This window comes from Shewanella woodyi ATCC 51908, assembly GCF_000019525.1.
GTDB lineage: Bacteria > Pseudomonadota > Gammaproteobacteria > Enterobacterales > Shewanellaceae > Shewanella > Shewanella woodyi.
Window position 1 is genome coordinate 3,155,367 of sequence record NC_010506.1, and the last position, 17,702, is coordinate 3,173,068.

The 17,702-nt window shown below is 44.1% G+C and carries 16 protein-coding genes and 1 riboswitch; of the genes, 7 read left to right on the top strand and 9 right to left on the bottom strand.

Features of this window, described 5'->3' with window-relative positions:
* Positions 1–68 precede the first annotated feature (68 nt).
* From SWOO_RS13290 to SWOO_RS13315, 6 genes are all read left to right on the top strand, one after another.
* Positions 69–815, top strand: coding sequence for an ATP-dependent zinc protease family protein (locus SWOO_RS13290; protein WP_012325196.1), 747 nt, complete (start codon positions 69–71; stop codon positions 813–815).
* 10 nt (positions 816–825) lie between these two features.
* Positions 826–2,340, top strand: a complete 1,515-nt coding sequence (locus tag SWOO_RS13295) for a UUP1 family membrane protein (protein ID WP_012325197.1) — start codon at positions 826–828, stop codon at positions 2,338–2,340.
* A complete protein-coding gene (locus tag SWOO_RS13300) occupies positions 2,340–3,302 on the top strand; it encodes an alpha-L-glutamate ligase-like protein (RefSeq protein ID WP_012325198.1) in 963 nt (320 codons plus the stop codon). Before SWOO_RS13295 ends, SWOO_RS13300 begins: the two co-directional genes overlap by 1 nt.
* The gene (locus SWOO_RS13305) at positions 3,265–4,998 is read left to right on the top strand and encodes a transcriptional regulator (protein WP_012325199.1); all 1,734 of its coding nucleotides are present in this window, start codon (positions 3,265–3,267) and stop codon (positions 4,996–4,998) included. Before SWOO_RS13300 ends, SWOO_RS13305 begins: the two co-directional genes overlap by 38 nt.
* A complete protein-coding gene (locus SWOO_RS13310) occupies positions 4,952–6,052 on the top strand; it encodes a DUF3541 domain-containing protein (protein ID WP_012325200.1) in 1,101 nt (366 codons plus the stop codon). Before SWOO_RS13305 ends, SWOO_RS13310 begins: the two co-directional genes overlap by 47 nt.
* Positions 6,053–6,121: 69 nt before the next feature.
* Positions 6,122–7,021 carry a LysR family transcriptional regulator gene (locus SWOO_RS13315; protein ID WP_012325201.1) on the top strand — a complete coding sequence of 300 codons (900 nt, stop codon included), beginning with the start codon at positions 6,122–6,124 and terminating at the stop codon, positions 7,019–7,021.
* On the opposite strand, the gene SWOO_RS25540 is transcribed toward SWOO_RS13315, so the two are convergent.
* The 9 genes from SWOO_RS25540 to SWOO_RS13360 form a co-directional block, all read right to left on the bottom strand.
* Positions 7,018–8,325, bottom strand: coding sequence for a putative metalloprotease CJM1_0395 family protein (locus SWOO_RS25540; protein ID WP_012325202.1), 1,308 nt, complete (start codon positions 8,323–8,325; stop codon positions 7,018–7,020). The two genes, SWOO_RS13315 and SWOO_RS25540, sit on opposite strands and share 4 nt — an antisense overlap.
* A gap of 5 nt (positions 8,326–8,330) precedes the next feature.
* Positions 8,331–8,603 carry a flagellar basal body rod C-terminal domain-containing protein gene (locus SWOO_RS13325; RefSeq protein ID WP_012325203.1) on the bottom strand — a complete coding sequence of 91 codons (273 nt, stop codon included), beginning with the start codon at positions 8,601–8,603 and terminating at the stop codon, positions 8,331–8,333.
* 154 nt (positions 8,604–8,757) lie between these two features.
* Positions 8,758–9,867, bottom strand: coding sequence for a 2-iminoacetate synthase ThiH (gene thiH / locus SWOO_RS13330; protein ID WP_012325204.1), 1,110 nt, complete (start codon positions 9,865–9,867; stop codon positions 8,758–8,760).
* A gap of 36 nt (positions 9,868–9,903) precedes the next feature.
* Complete coding sequence (locus SWOO_RS13335; RefSeq protein ID WP_012325205.1) at positions 9,904–10,671, bottom strand: thiazole synthase; 768 nt, start codon at positions 10,669–10,671, stop codon at positions 9,904–9,906.
* A gap of 1 nt (position 10,672) precedes the next feature.
* Positions 10,673–10,882: a sulfur carrier protein ThiS gene (gene thiS, locus SWOO_RS13340; RefSeq protein ID WP_012325206.1), complete on the bottom strand. Its 210-nt coding sequence runs from the start codon at positions 10,880–10,882 to the stop codon at positions 10,673–10,675.
* Entirely contained in the window at positions 10,882–11,676 is a 795-nt protein-coding gene (locus tag SWOO_RS13345) for a HesA/MoeB/ThiF family protein (protein ID WP_012325207.1), read from the bottom strand. The genes thiS and SWOO_RS13345 overlap by 1 nt, the downstream gene beginning before the upstream one ends.
* Positions 11,663–13,270, bottom strand: a complete 1,608-nt coding sequence (thiE, locus tag SWOO_RS13350; protein ID WP_012325208.1) for a thiamine phosphate synthase — start codon at positions 13,268–13,270, stop codon at positions 11,663–11,665. The genes SWOO_RS13345 and thiE overlap by 14 nt, the downstream gene beginning before the upstream one ends.
* A gap of 3 nt (positions 13,271–13,273) precedes the next feature.
* Complete coding sequence (gene thiC / locus SWOO_RS13355) at positions 13,274–15,232, bottom strand: phosphomethylpyrimidine synthase ThiC (RefSeq protein ID WP_012325209.1); 1,959 nt, start codon at positions 15,230–15,232, stop codon at positions 13,274–13,276.
* A 143-nt stretch (positions 15,233–15,375) separates the two neighbouring features.
* Positions 15,376–15,474, bottom strand: a riboswitch (TPP riboswitch).
* A gap of 174 nt (positions 15,475–15,648) precedes the next feature.
* The gene (locus SWOO_RS13360; RefSeq protein ID WP_012325210.1) at positions 15,649–16,710 is read right to left on the bottom strand and encodes a hypothetical protein; all 1,062 of its coding nucleotides are present in this window, start codon (positions 16,708–16,710) and stop codon (positions 15,649–15,651) included.
* Positions 16,711–17,020: 310 nt separating this feature from the next.
* Between SWOO_RS13360 and trhA the strand changes: the two genes are divergently transcribed.
* The gene (trhA, locus tag SWOO_RS13370) at positions 17,021–17,701 is read left to right on the top strand and encodes a PAQR family membrane homeostasis protein TrhA (protein WP_012325211.1); all 681 of its coding nucleotides are present in this window, start codon (positions 17,021–17,023) and stop codon (positions 17,699–17,701) included.
* Position 17,702 lies beyond the last annotated feature (1 nt).

Here is a 17,702-nt window from a genome sequence, read left to right on the forward strand (position 1 = left end):
TCAAAGTGATAAATATGGCTAAAGAAGTTATTTTTACAGAACAAATACATAAGTAAATGGGAAGCACTATGTTTAAACAGATAATCTGTATTGCGATAGCAGCGGGACTAACCGGTTGTGCAGCGACATCTCAGGAAAACGCAAACTTACCTAAACCAGTAGATGTTACTGTGTTAGACACAAGTTTAGCGCGACAACAAGCAGATTTGATTCAGATCATGGATGACAGTAACACCGCTCAATCAGCTGCAATTTCAGGACTATCAAAACAGATTGTCTCTTTAGAGAAGAAGCTTTCAACACTTAAACTATCACCTGAAGAAAAAGTTGTCCCAGTCGCGCTCGATTGTCCTCCCTCACCTCTAGCCGGTAAGTTTCTTCTTGGTGCTATTGAAAATGTCTTTGTTGAGGAGGTAAAAGCCAGTTTCAATACTCGTATTGATACTGGTGCAGAGTCATCATCCCTTGATGCCCGTAACATCATTCTATTTGAACGTGATGGAAAGCAATGGGTTAGATTTGATGTATTTACATTAGGCGAAGATGCACCAGCACAAACCTTTGAATCAAAAGTAGAACGCTTTGTCAGAATTAAGCAAGATTCAGATGAAAAAACCGATCGCCGACCTGTTATTCACGCGCATCTGAAGATTGGCCAATACTCGGCTGAGACGGATCTTAACTTAGTCGATCGCAGTCACTTAGATTTCCCGCTTCTACTCGGTCGTAAATTTATGCAAGATATCGCTGTCGTTGATGTAGGACAGACCTATATTCATGGCAAAAAGAAGCCAGCTGTAGAATCAGCTAAATAGGAATTTGTAAATGCACTCTAAAAAACCTTTTTACATACTGGTTGCCCTGCTATTTATATCAGGCATAGCCGCAAGTGTATTTCGCGGTATCGAGCATAATGTCCCTTTCCTACCTGGCAAACAGGTCCAAAGCTGGGCTGTCGATGCTAAAGTTAGCTTTCAAGGTATAGGTGAGCCTGCAGAGGTCTCCTTCTCTCTTCCTAACGATCCTGCATTTGAAGTGCTTGTTGAGAATGCATCTTCACCTGGATATGGCCTGACAATAAGCCAAGATAACCAGGACCAAGAACGCCGCGCACTTTGGTCTGTACGCTCGGCAACTGGACTGCAAAACCTTTACTACAAAGTCACACTGATCCCAACAGGGACAACACAAGTGATAGCAGAGCAGGAGCCTACTGCACCTAAAGACTTCATCTGGCCAGCAACAGAGAAAGATGCAGCTGAGCAGGTGATTAGTAAAGTTTGGGCTAAAAGTGCGACTAACTTAACCTTTGCCCAACAACTCAATAAGGCATTAAATGCTGCGGAAAGAACTCAAAACGTAGAGCTGCTATTAAGCAGCAATACCCCAACAAAGCTCTTCCTGCATATGCTTCACAGTAAAGGGGTTCCAGCGCAGGAGGTCAGTGGCTTATACCTTGAAGATCAGCGCCGTAGACAACAATTAAGTAGCTTTGTTGAAGTTTACAATGATGGTGAGTGGATACTGTTCGATCCATCAAACGGTACTCAAGGCCGAAAAGACAACTTACTACTTTGGGATCGCTCAGGGAAATCAACCTTAGATGTTACCGGCGGCGTTAACTCACAAGTTAACTTCTCCATGCTACAAGACACACGCTCAGCCCTTGCCACCTCTTTGGATGTCATGAAAAATCAAGGAGCATTAGATTTCTCCTTGTATCAACTTCCACTTGAAGAGCAAAGCCTATTTAAAGGGATATTATTGATCCCTATTGGCGTGCTTATGGTCGTTTTTCTACGTGTTATCGTTGGACTTAAAACCTCTGGCACTTTCATGCCAGTGCTTATTGCCCTCGCATTTATTCAAACAACACTGCTCACAGGTTTAATTGGTTTCATTCTTATCGTAGCCTGTGGCTTGATGATCCGCTCCTACTTGTCACAGCTCAACTTACTGCTTATTTCACGAATATCGGCAGTGATCATTGTTGTTATAGGCATCATAGGCATATTTACTCTCCTGTCCTACAAGTTTGGTTTGAGCGAAGGCTTAACCATCACCTTCTTCCCGATGATAATCTTAGCTTGGACCATTGAGAGAATGTCTATCTTGTGGGAGGAGGAAGGTCCTAAAGAGGTACTTTTACAAGGCGGAGGAAGCTTATTTGTCGCAACACTAGCCTATCTGGCCATGAGCGCAACTTGGGTTCAGCACTGGGTGTTTAACTTCCTTGGTATTCATCTTGTGATATTGGCGATTGTCTTACTGATGGGACAGTATACAGGTTACCGTTTACTCGAACTTAGACGCTTTAAGCCATTGGCAGGGGATAAGTAATGAGATTCGAATTTGCCATGCCTTCTTCGCTGCACAAGAGTGGCGTCTTGGGCATGAACAAGCGCAATATTGACTATATTGGTCGTTATAATCCGCGTAAGTTTTATAAGCGTGTCGATGATAAACTCACCACAAAACAGCTAGCGATAGCCAATGATATTGCCGTCCCTGCACTCATTGGTGTTGTACGTGAACAACATGAGATTGAAGAGATCCCAGCTATGGTCGAGGGCGAATCAGGGTTTGTTATCAAACCTTCGAAGGGCTCTGGCGGTAAAGGGATCTTGGTAATCACTAAAGTCGAAGGTGATCGCTACTTTAAGCCTAATGGCCAGGAGGTCACACACAGTGAAATCTATCGCCATGTATCCAACATCTTAAGTGGCCTATTCTCGCTTGGTGGTGCCCCAGATGTAGGTATCGTCGAGGGCTTGATCCAATTCGATCCTGTATTCGATGGATACTCCTATGAAGGTGTACCGGATATCAGATTAATCGTCTACAAGGGCTTCCCTGTTATGGGGATGCTAAGACTTTCGACAGCAGCATCTGACGGTAAAGCGAACTTACACCAGGGCGCGGTTGGTGTTGGTGTCGATATTGGTACAGGTAAAGGGCTACATGCGGTGCAATTTGACACTCCAGTTGATCTGCACCCTGATACCAATAAAAAATTAACCGACATTCAGGTACCTCAGTGGGATTTTTTACTTAATACCGCCTCAAAAGCCTATGAGATGTGCGAAATGGGTTATCTGGGCACAGATATGGTACTTGATAAAGTGAAAGGGCCACTTCTGCTTGAGCTTAACGCCAGACCAGGACTCGCCATTCAGATCGCAAATGGAAGGGGAATTCTTCCCTATCTAAATCATGTCGATTCGTTAGGCAACCATAATATGACAGTAAGTAAACGTGTTGAATATGCTAAAAAGCATTTTAGCCATAACGCTGAAAGTTAGTTTTTTACTAACAGTTACAACGGCGGCTCAGGCCGCCGTTTCACCACTGCCCATACTCATAGATCAGTGTCTACAACTCCCCTCACCTGCAAAACAGCTCTCTCAATCTGACACTGAGCGACATACACAACAAAATACGCGCACCCAGAGTCATCAGTTAGAGCTAACTTTACTGAGCTTGTTTAACATTAAAGACCGCCTAGCCTATTACAAAACTTTCCCACTCAAGCCTCTATACAAAGAGGGGCTGCTCCAGTGCCAGCTCCGTCTTTCGGATATGGTTGATGACACCCTTAACCTGCCTCAGATCCATCAACTTGCCTCCTCCTTACTAAAAAGTGGTGATCCAGAGTTAAGCCAACTGGGCATACGAGTCAAAAGATTAATTAACGAAAATAAAGCGCAAACCTTTAAGTCTCAACTCTATACTGCATTGGCCAGCATCAGGCAGGGGCTGAGAAGTAAAGATCTGACCTTAACGTTTTCCGGCACATCATGCCAGCTTCCCGTTAATAGTCTTGAAGTAAATAGCACTCAGGATAACTTTCATCAATCTATTGCTTCCTACTTACTTGAGCAGGATGACAAATCTTGTCAAAAACTTGTCTGGCAGGCATACCAAGGACGAGCGAAAGATAAAAGCACTCCGGCGTTAACCCGTATTGCCAACCTCAAGCATCGTGAAGCAATAAAAGCCGGATTTAAAGACCATAGCTCCCATGCATTATCAAACCAGTTTCTCTCCTCAACAGAACTGGTGGGAGCTTTTCTCGATATAGAAACAGCCTTATTCAATACTCCACCGTGGGAGATAGGACAGAGATTAGCTGCTGCAGATAAGACGCTAGTCAAACAAGTCAGCTCAGCAACCTTTATTCAACAGATCTATGGTAAAGCCAAAAAACTTGGATTTAAATTTGAGGTAGTAACCGAGCATATTCATCGCATATGGCATCAAAATAGACTGTTAGGAGAGATCTATCTCAATACAAGCAAGCGCGCAGGCGTTTACAGGTTAAGAGCTCCCATTCTGGGGTTTCAGTTTGCCCAGATACAGCTCAATATGAAGCCAGAGCTCTCAAGCTTACGTGATAAACAACAGCTCGTGTCGGCAATGGCCACAGCAATATCCGAGCTCTCTAGTAGTAGTCATTACTATCTCGTCAACACCTTAGGTGAGACCTCTGACAGCTATCTTTTAGGCCAACTCTGGTTAACTGAGTTTCTCTCTGAAGACATACTGGAAGTTAAACAACCTGGAAGCAGAGAGGAGATAGCCAGTAAATATTCCACACAACTAAAAGTATTTCGCGCCAAAGTGGCTTTAAATTTTTATCAGAACAAGGACACGAAAACTTACCACGATCTCGCAGCTGAATTTAGTCATGCCTTTGGTCAAACTTGGTCAGAAACAGATAGTTACCCCTATAGCTTCTTTGCGCTTGCAGATCTCGGTCCACTCTATTATCAGGATATTTGGCAAGAAGCATTAGCCGATTTAATATTCCAAAGCACTAAGGGCTGTATAAACCAACAAAAAGTATTGGCGCAGTTGTTGATCAATGAAGATTCACTCAGCCTTAGCCAAGTCTTAACCACCTTGCTAGGTGAGCCTGTTGATCCCATTTCACTCATTAAAAGGATAGAAGATGTCTCCTACTCTAAAGACAAGTCTGCTCTCTCTTGCACTCTTTAGTATCACAGCAATCACGCCAGCCATTGCCGCTAAGAGTGATCTAGAACTAGATACCCCTACTCACCAACAGGTTTATGATGGCATAAAAAGTAATCTTGAAGATCACCTTTATCAGCTACCTCCCAGAGTCCAAGGGCATTATGGGATTAGACAATACCGAATGACTGGCAATGATATTTATGCGAACGCAGCCCTTGTTGATCTCTATGCAGTAACAGAGTCTCAAGCCTTCTACGCATGCCAACTAGATAAACCTGGCTTCATTGATACAGAAGCTAAGAAAGCGATATCAGTGCTCGGTAAAGGACCGAGAGCCAAAGCACGTAAAAAAGCCCTTAAACCATTTCCAGAGTTTCTTTTTTATACCGATGTATTGTTGCGCTTCTCTAGCCGTATCGATGAGTTTGGATTAACTGGCCCCTGTAATGACAAGCTTATCTCAACGCTGAAGAAAGCTAACCTAGAACAGGGATTAACCGATAAGGCGATGATCAAATCATGGGCAGCCCAACTAATTAACTATGTATATTGGGCAAAGCAGCTCGGAGTTGGGGATTACCTTTCATCTTATAAACAAGCATTTATTGAAGTTTACCCCAATGAGAACGATCATAAATTAAGTAAAAAGCAGTTTAGAAACAAACTCTATGGCATGACACACTTTATTTTTGCTGCCAGTGAGTATTACCAACACCAAGTCGATGCCAAAGAGTTTGACTGGATATTGAAATACTTTGAAAACAACATCGAGCGGATACTTAAAGATGCAACTGACGATATTATCGCTGAAGTAGGGATAAGTTTTCATCTAGCTGGGCTATCAGATAACAAAGTGGTATCACTTACACAAAACCACATTATCAATGCCTATGATCCTAAAGAGCAGTTTATTTTATCCCCGATGGGAAATCCAGATATGGCAATGGGTGAGCATAGAAACGTGTTAGCCATGATGTTACTTGACTGGCCAAAGGAGCTTCATCAAGGTCCCTACTTCCATAAAATTAAAGCGACGAAGAAATACCTCCCTAAGCTCGTCGAGATAAAACAATAGTTTTAACCCCGTTGGCTTGAGCAGTGCTCAAGCCAACGGGCAATGTTATCGACCACAATGGGATCGAACATGGACAGAGCAAAATCAACCCTTGAACAATGGCGGATCCTTCAAGCTGTAGTCGATCATAGCGGCTACTCTCAAGCTGCCAAACAACTAAATAAAAGCCAATCCTCCTTGAATCATGCGGTTGCAAAACTGCAAGATCAGCTTGGTGTACAACTACTTGAAGTCAAAGGACGAAAAGCCTACTTAACGGCTCAGGGAGAGGTACTGCTGAGACGCTCTAGGCACATCACAAACTCTGTTAATGAGCTTGAACAACTGGCAAATAATTTAGAGAAAGGTTGGGAGCCAAACCTGACAATCGCCAGAGAGATTATCTACCCCATGCCCACACTTGTTAACGCATTAAAACGATTCCAACCAGATAGCCGAGGTACAAGAGTCACGATTTTAGATTCAGTGATCAATGGGACTCAAGAGTTAATCCGCGACGGTGAGGTAGATATAGCAATATGTGGCGGAGTGCCACCAAAGGGGTTTATTGCAGAACCCTTGTGCCACATAAACTTCTTACTGGTGTGTCACCCCAATCACCCACTGTGCTCTGAAACAGTTATTGAAGATGATCTTATCTTGGCTCAACATCTACAGATAGTCATTAAGGACACAGGTCAATCCATTAGCACTGAAGCAGGCTGGTTAAAAGCGGAGCAAAGATGGACTGTATCAAATTTTCATGAAGCGATAGAGATCCTTGAACAAAATATTGGTTTTTGTTGGGTACCTGAATATCTGGTTTGTAACTTAATCCAAGCGGGTAGACTTAAGAAGTTACGCTTAAAAGGAAACACCCACAAAAAAGCGCTATTGCACTTGGTGATCCCAAATCGCGATCTACAGGGACCAGCAAGTGAACATTTGGAGTCGCTAATTTTAAGAGAACATAAGAAAGATATTGATTAAACAGAAAAACTTAAAGAGCTAGCGACACTGGATCTGGGCTCATAGCGCTCTGAAACAGTCTCTGTTAAATAGTGATGGGAGTCCGTCTCCAAAGTCATTGATTGGGCACTGAGCTGACTATTTATCTTATCAACTGAGTCAGACACAGGATTAACCTCATCAAGCTGAGGCTTAGTAATGGCGCCAGTTTCATCCACATCACCAGCCGTTGTAAACTTAGGAGGGTCAAAAATAGGGGTCTGATCAATACTCGATTGTGCACCAAGCAGTGGAGCCATCTCCTCAATAGAGGGCGCGTCGTTAACTCTTTGCTCCGCCAACTCAGCTCTAGCTTGATTTAACTTTCTCATCGCCTCTGCTGCCACTCGAATATCAGCCATAGAGGGATCGGTTGGTGCCATCGCAGCAGCGTACACTTGCCTCATCTTGTTGATTGTCGCTAAAGGGTTACCTGGCACAGTAGAGATATCAATTGAGACCTCTCCGTCGACAGCATAACGTCTACCATCACTGCCCTGCTCATAACTTAGCTGTGGACTCTGAGCATGTACGCCACCTACAGTTGCATGCGCTTGTTCATGAGAGCGAACCTCCGCATCTCTCTTCGCTAGTTCAGCTAAGATCTTTTGCTCTAATACTAACGCTTTGGCACTGCTCTCTTCTGAAGCTTTATCTTCCTCTTGTGTTGATTCAAAAGGATTAAAAACTGGTTTACTTCCTTCATCAATATGTTCAGGTCTTTCCTGACTAGGTTCGAGTGAAGGCTTGGATGCTGACTCTTGCCCTGAAAATACAGGAGATGCATCTGCACCAGTTACAGGGCTAAAACTTGTATCAGGTTCAAGTTGGGGCTCCTTAACACCTGTTATCTGGCTAGCGGGTAGTTCACCGCCCTGTTGTAATGCAGAGCTACTTATATTTGTACTTGTACTCACCAAACCATTAATAGATAAGGCACCTTGAGTTAAACTAAAGCTGCTAGGGGGTAAAGAGGAACTTACGGGTGGCAATTCCGCGGTTAAGGTCGACTCAGCTCCTAACTCTGCTCCTATTTGAACACTTAAATCCGCTGCTGTATTGGCATTAAGTGAAGCATTATTAACTTCAACAGTCGGTGGTGCATGGTTTGAAGATAAAGTGCCTTTTAGGGTTGGCTTAGTCGATAACGAGCTTGGGGATGTAGAGTTTGGCGATACCGTTACAGTCGAAACAGATGTCGAGTAGGATATTCCAGACAAGCGCTTTGTGGGCGAAAGGTTATCACTTCCCCCCGACAAAGCAGATGAAACATTAACGCCTAGCATGGAAACTAGACCTCAATATTAATAATTGTACCCAAAGTTTCTGATGAGGTTTCTAGCACTTCAGCAGCGGCTTCACCTTGATTTTGTGCCTCAACGGCTGACACTAACGCTTCTGTTTTATCTACATTTTCAACGGGTCTAGCTTCTTGCGTCTCTGCACTTTGGGTCGGTTGAGCAGGTGGTGTTGGAGAGGCAACATCAACTGTGGCTTGTGTTAAACCAGTCTGCGCACTCTGCAACCCGACTTGACCGGATGAAAAACTGGGTGGTATTTGCATAGCTTTGGCTCCAAGTCAGCTTCAAATAAATATTAAAATCAGCTCTAACATTAAGCTCTGAGGCATTGCAGCCTCAAGGTTAATTATTGACCACCCCAACTAAAAAGTACAGTGTTAACGCTGTTTTTATGCCTGTCCATAGCTATAACACTTGCTATACCCAAGCTGATTCCCAGTCTTTCCAAACAGGATTAAACCCCCTATCTCTCATTGCCACGCAAACTTCAACAGGTGTACGCTCATCACTTATCTCAAACTGATCAAGCTGAGTATCAGGCAATAAGTAGCCACCGGGCTGTGTTGAACTGCCTGCGCTTAACTGAGTCACCCCTAAACCGAACAAATTATTACGTAACTCAGCCGACTCTCTAGTCGATAGACTGATCTCAAGCTGATGATTAAAGAGTCGAAATGCGCAAATTAGTTGTACCAACCCTCTATCAGTTAGCTCTACTTTAGGTGATATCCCCCCTGTGCAGGGGCGTAATCTCGGTAACGATACACTGTAGCGGCTTCGCCAAAAATGAGACTCAAGATAAGTTAAATGGTGGCCCAATAACAGTGCATCCAAACGCCAGTCATCTAAACCAAGCAGTACACCTAAACCAATTTTATCGACACCTGCTCTAGCCACCCTTTCAGGAGTCTCGAGACGATACTCAAAATTTTGTTTATTTCCTCGTGTGTGGTGCTCGGCATAGGTTTGCGGGTTGTAAGTTTCCTGATAGATCATCACGGCATCGAGCCCAAGTCCTGCCAACTGGGAATATTCAGCCTCTTTGAGTGGTTGAACCTCCATCGCCACATAACTGAACTGACTTTTAACGCTTGGCAGAACTGAGCTAAAGTAATCAATGCCAACTTTAGTTTCATGTTCACCTGAAACCAGCAATATTGAGTCATAATCCATCGCTTTTACCACTCGCATCTCAGCATTTAACTCATCTAGACTCAAGGTCTTACGCTTAATGCGATTGCTCATGCTAAAGCCACAATAATCACACTCATTCGCACACAGGTTAGAGAGGTATAGCGGCAAATACATACCAATATTCGCCCCAAAACGTTGGCGAGTGAGACGTGCGGAGGTTTGCGCCATCTGTTCCAGATAAGGCTCTGCAGCTGGAGATAAAAGCGCCAGTAGGCTCTCTAAGGAACCTTCCGGATGCTGCAACGCCTGCTCAACATCTTTCCCCGTGCATGAGTAAAGTTTTAGAGATAACTTTTCACGTGATAGCCCTTGTAAATAACTAAGAAAGCTCATTTAAATGCCGTCGTTAATTTAAAGAATACTTGAGGCTTACTGATCATTTAAAAACCCCGTTAGTGGACTGGTATTGATAGCCTGCTGACTCACCTGCCCCAGCCCTGCAAGGTATGCAGCCCTGCCAGTCTGCACAGCCTGAGCGAAGCATTGCCCCATGGCTATTGGGTCGGCGCTACTTGCTATCGCTGTATTGACCAACACTGCATCAGCACCTAACTCCATCGCTCTGAGCGCTTGAGACGGTGCACCGATCCCCGCATCAACAATCACAGGAACATTCGCCTGCTCGATGATGATCTTAAGAAATGGCTCAGTAGCTAGCCCCTGATTAGAGCCAATAGGGCTCCCCAGAGGCATCACAGCCGCACACCCAACCTCCTCTAAACGTCGACACAACACAGGGTCGGCATGAATATAGGGCAGAACCACATACCCCTTTTCGCATAACTCCCTCGCCGCCTCTAATGTTTCAATAGGATCAGGCATTAAATATTTAGGATCAGGGTGTATCTCTAACTTAATCCAATTGGTATTAAGCACTTCTCGAGCAAGTTCAGCGACAAATATCGCCTCTTTTGCGTTTCTTGCGCCGGCAGTATTGGGCAAAAGCTTAACGCCACTATGTAAAAGAGGCGATAAGATATCATCACTGCCAGTTTTAAGATCTAGCCTTTTCATCGCCATGGTGACCAGTTCAGACTCAGAACCTCTAATCGCCGCTAACATCGTCTTAGAGGATGAAAACTTTCCCGTGCCTGTAAACAATCTTGAATGAAACTCATGTTCCGCTATTTTCAACATATTAGCCTCCTGCTACTACAGAGAAGATCTCTATTTTATCGCCTTCTTTACAGCATCTCTCCTGCCAAGCTGCTCTCGGAACGAGCACTGAGTTACACACCAGAGCCACAGATTTAATCTTTACCCCTTGACCATCAACGAGCGCCTTAAAACTTTGGCTACTTGAGATTGTTAAGGGCTCATCGTTTATATAGATATTCACGCTTTCCATCAGTTTTCCTCTAAGCAACGAGCGTTATACTGCCGCGTCTGAATATGGTTTCGACACACGGGACAAGCAGGGTCTTGACTAAGCTGTGCTTCATACCAAGAAAACTTGAGCCCATCAAATCTAAGCAGCTTCCCAAATGGCTTGCCCACTCCCAGCAGAATATTCATCGCCATAAGGCTCTGCATAGAAGCTAGCGTCCCTACCATAGGACCCAGTACTCCTGCTGTGCTGCAGTTTTGAGTGACTTGTGTGTCATGGGGAAACAGGCAGTGATAACAACCCGCCTCAGACGCTCTTTGCATATCAACCGCAAAGAGAAAACCACTGAAATGGCTTACGGATGCCGTGACCAATGGCGTATGAGTCTCAATGCAGGCTTGGTTTACAGTGTGCCGCGTTGGCAAGTTATCACTGCAATCGAGCACTAGGTTGACCCCTTCTATGTATCTGTTGATATTCTTAGTTGATAACCGCTGCGTGATGCTTTGAACCTCACATGTCGGCTTCCTTTGCATCAACTTCAAACTCGCGCATTTAGATTTATACTCACCGATATCATCATCATCAAAGAGAAGTTGTCTTGGCAAGTTGGAAACTTCAACCCGATCATCGTCAGCTAAAATAAGCTTTCCCACACCACAAGCTGCTAAATACTGAGCCGCAAGCTGACCTAAACCACCAACACCAACCAGTAACACCTTGGCACTTTTAAGAGCAAGCTGACCATGCTCACCCACTTCAGGTAACAAGACCTGTCTCGAGTAGCGCATAAAATCACTGTCACACAGTGGCATTACACACCTCCCACTTTTGAGCAAGCATCCTAAATGCACCAGCTGGATCTCCAGCTTGAGTGATCGCCCTCACCACAGCAATGTCATGAACTCTCGTGTGCTTTACCGCTTCAAGTTTCGACTCATCAATGCCACCTATGGCGACCAAAGGGTAATGAGAGCCTAGCAGCTCAACATATCGACTGAGTTTATTAAGACCCTGAGGTTTAGATGGCATCACCTTTGTAGTAGTCGGAAATATATGTCCTAGAGCGATATATGATGGAGCAATCTGATGAGCAAGTAGCAGTTCAAAATAACTATGACTCGACACACCTAACGCGATACCCGCACTCGCTATCTTGGTCAAATCTGCCGTGTAAAGATCTTCCTGCCCAAGGTGTACTCCATAAGCCCCATGCTTAAGTGCAAGTTGCCAATGATCGTTGATAAACAGCTTGGCTTTATAATCTCGACCTAACTGAATCGCCGAGCAGATCTGCTGTTCAATATCATCAGCCAATCCCTCTTTTATCCTGAGCTGAATGGTTTTAGCCCCCGTTTCAAGTAAGGAGTGTAATAACCTCAAATCAGCAACAACAGGGTAAAGACCCAAGCGCTCAACAATTGGCTTAAATTTGATTCTATCTGGCAGCGATGGGCCGGAGTCCAATGCAGAGATACTTGGGTAGAGTGTCAGATCTGATGGCCAAGAAGTACGAGCGAGCGTTCCAGCCCCACTTCCTGGTTGAAAACTCGCTGCGATCCCAGCTGTAACATAGGCTTTTGCTACCACGATCGCATCATGAAGCACATAACCTTGTCCCATCACACTGGCAATAGCTGAGCTTAAAGTGCAACCACTGCCATGGGTATTGTCACTGTTTATACGTGGACCAGATAGCAGAAAGGTTCTTCCTTGATGAAAAATAGAGCTTCCTTTCGCCTCTCTACAGACAAAAATATCTTGAGCACAATCCCTAAGCCAAGTAGGTCCGAGATCGCCTCCTTTTGCTAATACATGGCAGTTAAGTTGCTCTGATAATTGCTCAGCCGCCAATACACAATCAGCTTGATCGACTAAAAATGACTCTGCTTCACTCATTGCAGGATCAGGCTTAGCCTTTATCTCCACCAGCGCGGCTAGCTCGGTAATATTGGGCGTAATTAAGGTGAGTAAATTTTTAAATGGCGAAAAATCTAAACTTGAATTTAGATTATCGCCACAGGTAGCAAACATCACAGGGTCGAGGATCACACTAACCTCAACACCTGCTTGCTTACAGTACTCGGCTAACGTTTCCCTTAGCCAGCTCGCTAACATCAAAACCTGACTTTGATTTGCCAACAGCCCAATTTTTATCGCAACAGGTGGCAGATCATGTAGCAAGGTATCAAGCTGTGACTGAAACATTTGAGGGGAAACAGCCTCAACCAAATTAACGGCCACAGAAGATTGCGCAGTAACACAGGAGATGACACTACAAGAATGACATCCTAGATCGTTCATGGTTAATAAATCAGCTTGTATGCCTGCCCCGCCACCACTATCGGAGCCTGCAATCGTCCACACTACAGGCCTATTAACTGAAGAACTCAGTGTTGAGTTTGCCATCGATTAAGCCTCTGCGTCCGCGAGTTCTTCATCAACGACAGCCGTTTCATGGTAAAGCTCTGCGCCTTTAGCCTTGAACTCTGCAGACATTTGCGCCATTCCAGTTTCTATTTCTGAGGCACTTTTAGCCTGATAACTGGCATGAGATTGCAGCTCAACCTCTTGAGATGCGGCGTAATCACGTACCTCTTGGCTAATCTTCATAGAGCAGAATTTAGGCCCACACATGGAGCAGAAGTGAGCCACTTTTGCCGACTCTTGAGGCAGAGACTCATCGTGATAAGCGCGAGCTGTCTCAGGGTCGAGTCCTAAGTTATATTGATCTTCCCAGCGGAACTCAAACCTTGCCTTAGAGAGCGCGTTGTCACGGATCTGTGCCGTTGGATGCCCTTTAGCCACATCACCAGCATGAGCGGCAATTTTGTATGCGATAAGCCCTTGCTTAACATCTTCTTTATTGGGCAGACCAAGGTGTTCTTTGGGGGTAACATAACAGAGCATGGCGCAGCCGTACCATGCGATCATTGCCGCACCGATCCCCGATGTAAAATGATCATAGCCAGGCGCGATATCGGTGGTTTGTGGCCCTAAAGTGTAAAACGGCGCCTCATCACAGAGTGCTAGCTGCTTATCCATGTTCTCCTTGATTAAGTTCATCGGGATATGGCCAGGGCCTTCGATAATGGTTTGAACATCATACTCCCACGCTATTTTAACCAGCTCTCCTAAGGTCTCTAACTCACTAAACTGAGCCTCATCGTTGGCATCTGCGATAGAGCCTGGACGCATGCCATCACCCAATGAAAGCGAGACATCGTAGGCGGCGCACAGTTCACAGATCTCTGTGAAGTGTTCATAAAGGAAGTTTTCACTATGATGAGACAAACACCACTTAGCCATGATCGAGCCACCACGAGACACAATACCTGTCACCCGTTTTGCCGTCATGGGTACATAGCGAAGTAGAACCCCTGCGTGAATCGTAAAGTAATCAACGCCTTGCTCTGCCTGCTCAACCAAGGTATCTCTAAACACCTCCCAGCTAAGATCTTCAGCAACACCATTGACCTTCTCTAATGCTTGATAGATGGGTACGGTTCCTATCGGCACTGGAGAGTTACGTATTATCCACTCACGGGTTTCATGAATGTAGCGGCCAGTGGAGAGATCCATCACGGTATCTGCGCCCCAGCGGGTTGACCAAACCAGTTTCTCAACCTCCTCCTCAATGGATGAAGTCACGGCAGAGTTTCCGATATTGGCATTCACCTTTACCAAGAAGTTACGGCCAATGATCATAGGCTCAGCTTCAGGATGATTGATGTTCAAAGGAATAATTGCACGACCGCGGGCCACTTCTTGACGCACAAACTCAGGGGTGATCACTTGCTCGATAGAGGCACCAAAGCTTTCTCCTTTGGCTTTTTGCCTTAAAACTGGATCGGTGATCCCAGCCTGCTCCATATTTTCACGGATGGCGATGTACTCCATCTCAGGAGTGATAATTCCATTCCTTGCATAGTGGAGTTGAGTCACACGCTTGCCTGATTGAGCTCTGCGTGGAGGAAGCAGTGAATCAAACCTGAGATGATCCAAGCCATCATCAGCTAAACGTTGCTGGGTAAAGCCTGAGCTAACACCAGCAAGTTGCTCTGTGTCAGCTCGCTCCTCAATCCAGCTTTGTCTAAATTTATTCAAGCCTGCGCGTACATTTATCTCTGCATCAGGATCCGAATATGGCCCTGCACAATCATAAACTTTTAAAGGTGGGTTAGACTCAAGAATGGGATCGGCTTCGGTGCCGCCGACTAAAGTATCGGATTGCAAAATTTGACGCATACCAACACGCAGGTCTTCGCGACTCCCAGTCAGATAAACCTTCTCTGAATTAGGGTGTTGAAGTGGTGTTAAAGTATCAATAAATTGTTGAGCTTGAGCTCGGGTTTGACGACGATTTGACATAAGCAATCTCACTTAAAAAAAGAAATGAAGTTGCTTGCCAGGAGATGTTGAATAGCAGGTACATCAACAAAAAATGAAGATGCATCAGATAAAATAATAGATCGAATGATGATTTAATGGCTCATATCACATTCGAATTAATTGTTTTTATCATGCTTGTTTCCTTCGCGGGTATTAACCCGATCAGGTTCAACGGATCCCGAATTAACGGTCTCAGCCTTTAGGCACTCCGACAAGATGCCAAAGAGTATAAACGTAAAACTGTTAGCTAAACAAGCCAATAAAACCAAACAAAATGATTCATCGGTGAAAACTTTTAATCAAAACTAACCTATTGATAAAAATTAATTAAAATATATAAATTCAGAATTGAATTTAACTCTATACATTTAGAGTGAAAATATTTCATAAAAAGATTAGCGTTTTATTCCCATCTTTTCTGCCTGCTTGGCAATCGCTTTTTGCAGATCTGACACCAATGACTTCCCATCACATCGAAATGGATAACCTAAATTCTCTGCATGGGGGTTAAGTGGGTTTGGAGTTTTAACTATCCGGTAACAGGTAGAACCTTGTTTGACGATTCGATTGGGATCCAACTCACTGTCTAAGGTTTTTGTCTCTTCCCAAATATTATGCTCAGGAAGTGACAAGATGATCATATCGCCATCCATCTCACTTAACGAACGTTTTCTGGTGTATCTATCTGACTGCGATATCACAAGCTCATCAAGCGCTTGCTCTCTCTGGCGCTGAAAATAGCTGCGGGTTGATTGACTTAAACTTCCCGCGGGTTTCGCACTTACCATGTCGTTACTATTATCAGTCTCTTTACCTGCGACAACATCTAGTTGCTTATTCTGTTGTGCTTTAACGCTAACCTCCTCCTGATCTTTGCTGATTTGAGGGAGGTCACTCTCTTTGACTAGAGATTTATCTAGTGGATCAGGGCTAACATTTTCGTTCTCTTTCACGGTATCTTTAATAGTCTCCACAACCTCTTTTATCACTTTAGGTTCAATTTTAGGCTCATAATAGATATAGGCGTTCAGTTTAGGCGCTTGATGCTCGGGAAGCTTTAACGTCTGTGGTTGCCAAACATGATGCAACATACCAATCAACACAAAATGGCCAATAAAAACGAGGAGTAATACAAGAGTTAGTTGTCTATAGTGGGGCATAAATTGAGAGGCCTGTAGCTGACCAATCTCTGTATCCCTAACACTTATACCACTAGTACTAAAGCTAGTAGCTGAAGATTGCTCCTCTTCAGAACTTGCCCCCACTAGTCTGTCATCGATTAAGTGAAACAACTCATCCTCAGTTGAACCTTGACGTTTAGCTGTAAAAGGCAACAGATGAGTCTCATCTACAGAGTTCAAATCACTCTTAATTGAGTTCTTCGTTAAGTTCTTGATGATGTCATCTTGGGGAGTTTGGTCGTTTACCAAGTGTTTATTGTGTTGATTACTTTCCATCTCTTGTTATATCAATTCCATTTATATCAAGGCGATTTATATCGAGCTTATTGACACCTATCTCAACCCGATAAACAGTGAACATATCTCTATACCAATTGCTATTAAGATAAAGATATGGATATAAAGTTCCTTCAACCTTGAATTGAATAATTTTCCTTTGCTTAGTCAACTCACATAAAAAGGATAAAGGTGAAAACTTCATTCATATAAATAAAAATAAGCTTACACGTGTACGCTCAATGCTAGTGTTAGCTAGTTATTGCTGTTAGACTCGTTAAAAAGGTCTAACCAGAAGTTGATTTACTCTATGTCATCACAGGAAATATGCCATCAAGCCCCTGCTGAGCAAGTGCTTAATTCAAGTGGCTATACGCTTCATGAAGAGCTAGCAAACAGCGTCAGCCATGCCCTAGGGATTATCGCAGGTATCATTGGGCTTATTTTCTCTGTTATCAAAGGACAAGACACGCTAACTTCTGTGCAGATGCTAGGTGTTGTGATCTACTGTAGCAGTATTATTTTACTCTTTTCTTGCTCGACGGCATACCACAGCGTCTCAAACCCAAAGTGGAAACATAGGCTGAAAATAGCCGATCATTGCGCTATCTATTTCCTTATTGCTGGAACCTATACACCATTAATGTTAATCGCACTTAAAGGTGAGCAAGCCACTGTTATTTTAATTGCGATCTGGTCTTTGGCTGTGGCGGGAGTGTTATTTAAAACCCTGTTTATTCATCGTTTTAAAAAATTCAGTGTGATGCTTTACCTCGCCATGGGTTGGCTATGCGTCACCGTAATGAGTGATATGATAGCGGCAATGTCGCCATTAGGGTTTCAACTTCTATTAGCTGGCGGTCTTTTTTACAGCCTAGGGGTGGTGTTTTATGTGGGTAAACGGATCCCCTATAATCATGCTATTTGGCATCTATTTGTACTCGCGGGCGCCATCAGTCACTTCCTCTGTGTCTACCTCACCTTGCTTTAAA

Coding starts and splice junctions, on each gene's coding strand:
- thiE (WP_012325208.1), bottom strand. CDS start 13,270: ATGGCAAACTCAACACTGAGTTCTTCAGTTAATAGGCCTGTAGTGTGG.
- thiH (WP_012325204.1), bottom strand. CDS start 9,867: ATGAGCTTTCTTAGTTATTTACAAGGGCTATCACGTGAAAAGTTATCT.
- SWOO_RS13310 (WP_012325200.1), top strand. CDS start 4,952: ATGTCTCCTACTCTAAAGACAAGTCTGCTCTCTCTTGCACTCTTTAGT.
- trhA (WP_012325211.1), top strand. CDS start 17,021: ATGTCATCACAGGAAATATGCCATCAAGCCCCTGCTGAGCAAGTGCTT.
- SWOO_RS13300 (WP_012325198.1), top strand. CDS start 2,340: ATGAGATTCGAATTTGCCATGCCTTCTTCGCTGCACAAGAGTGGCGTC.
- SWOO_RS25540 (WP_012325202.1), bottom strand. CDS start 8,325: ATGCTAGGCGTTAATGTTTCATCTGCTTTGTCGGGGGGAAGTGATAAC.
- SWOO_RS13315 (WP_012325201.1), top strand. CDS start 6,122: ATGGACAGAGCAAAATCAACCCTTGAACAATGGCGGATCCTTCAAGCT.
- SWOO_RS13345 (WP_012325207.1), bottom strand. CDS start 11,676: ATGCCACTGTGTGACAGTGATTTTATGCGCTACTCGAGACAGGTCTTG.
- SWOO_RS13305 (WP_012325199.1), top strand. CDS start 3,265: ATGCTAAAAAGCATTTTAGCCATAACGCTGAAAGTTAGTTTTTTACTA.
- SWOO_RS13360 (WP_012325210.1), bottom strand. CDS start 16,710: ATGGAAAGTAATCAACACAATAAACACTTGGTAAACGACCAAACTCCC.
- thiC (WP_012325209.1), bottom strand. CDS start 15,232: ATGTCAAATCGTCGTCAAACCCGAGCTCAAGCTCAACAATTTATTGAT.
- SWOO_RS13325 (WP_012325203.1), bottom strand. CDS start 8,603: ATGCAAATACCACCCAGTTTTTCATCCGGTCAAGTCGGGTTGCAGAGT.
- SWOO_RS13335 (WP_012325205.1), bottom strand. CDS start 10,671: ATGTTGAAAATAGCGGAACATGAGTTTCATTCAAGATTGTTTACAGGC.
- SWOO_RS13295 (WP_012325197.1), top strand. CDS start 826: ATGCACTCTAAAAAACCTTTTTACATACTGGTTGCCCTGCTATTTATA.
- SWOO_RS13290 (WP_012325196.1), top strand. CDS start 69: ATGTTTAAACAGATAATCTGTATTGCGATAGCAGCGGGACTAACCGGT.
- thiS (WP_012325206.1), bottom strand. CDS start 10,882: ATGGAAAGCGTGAATATCTATATAAACGATGAGCCCTTAACAATCTCA.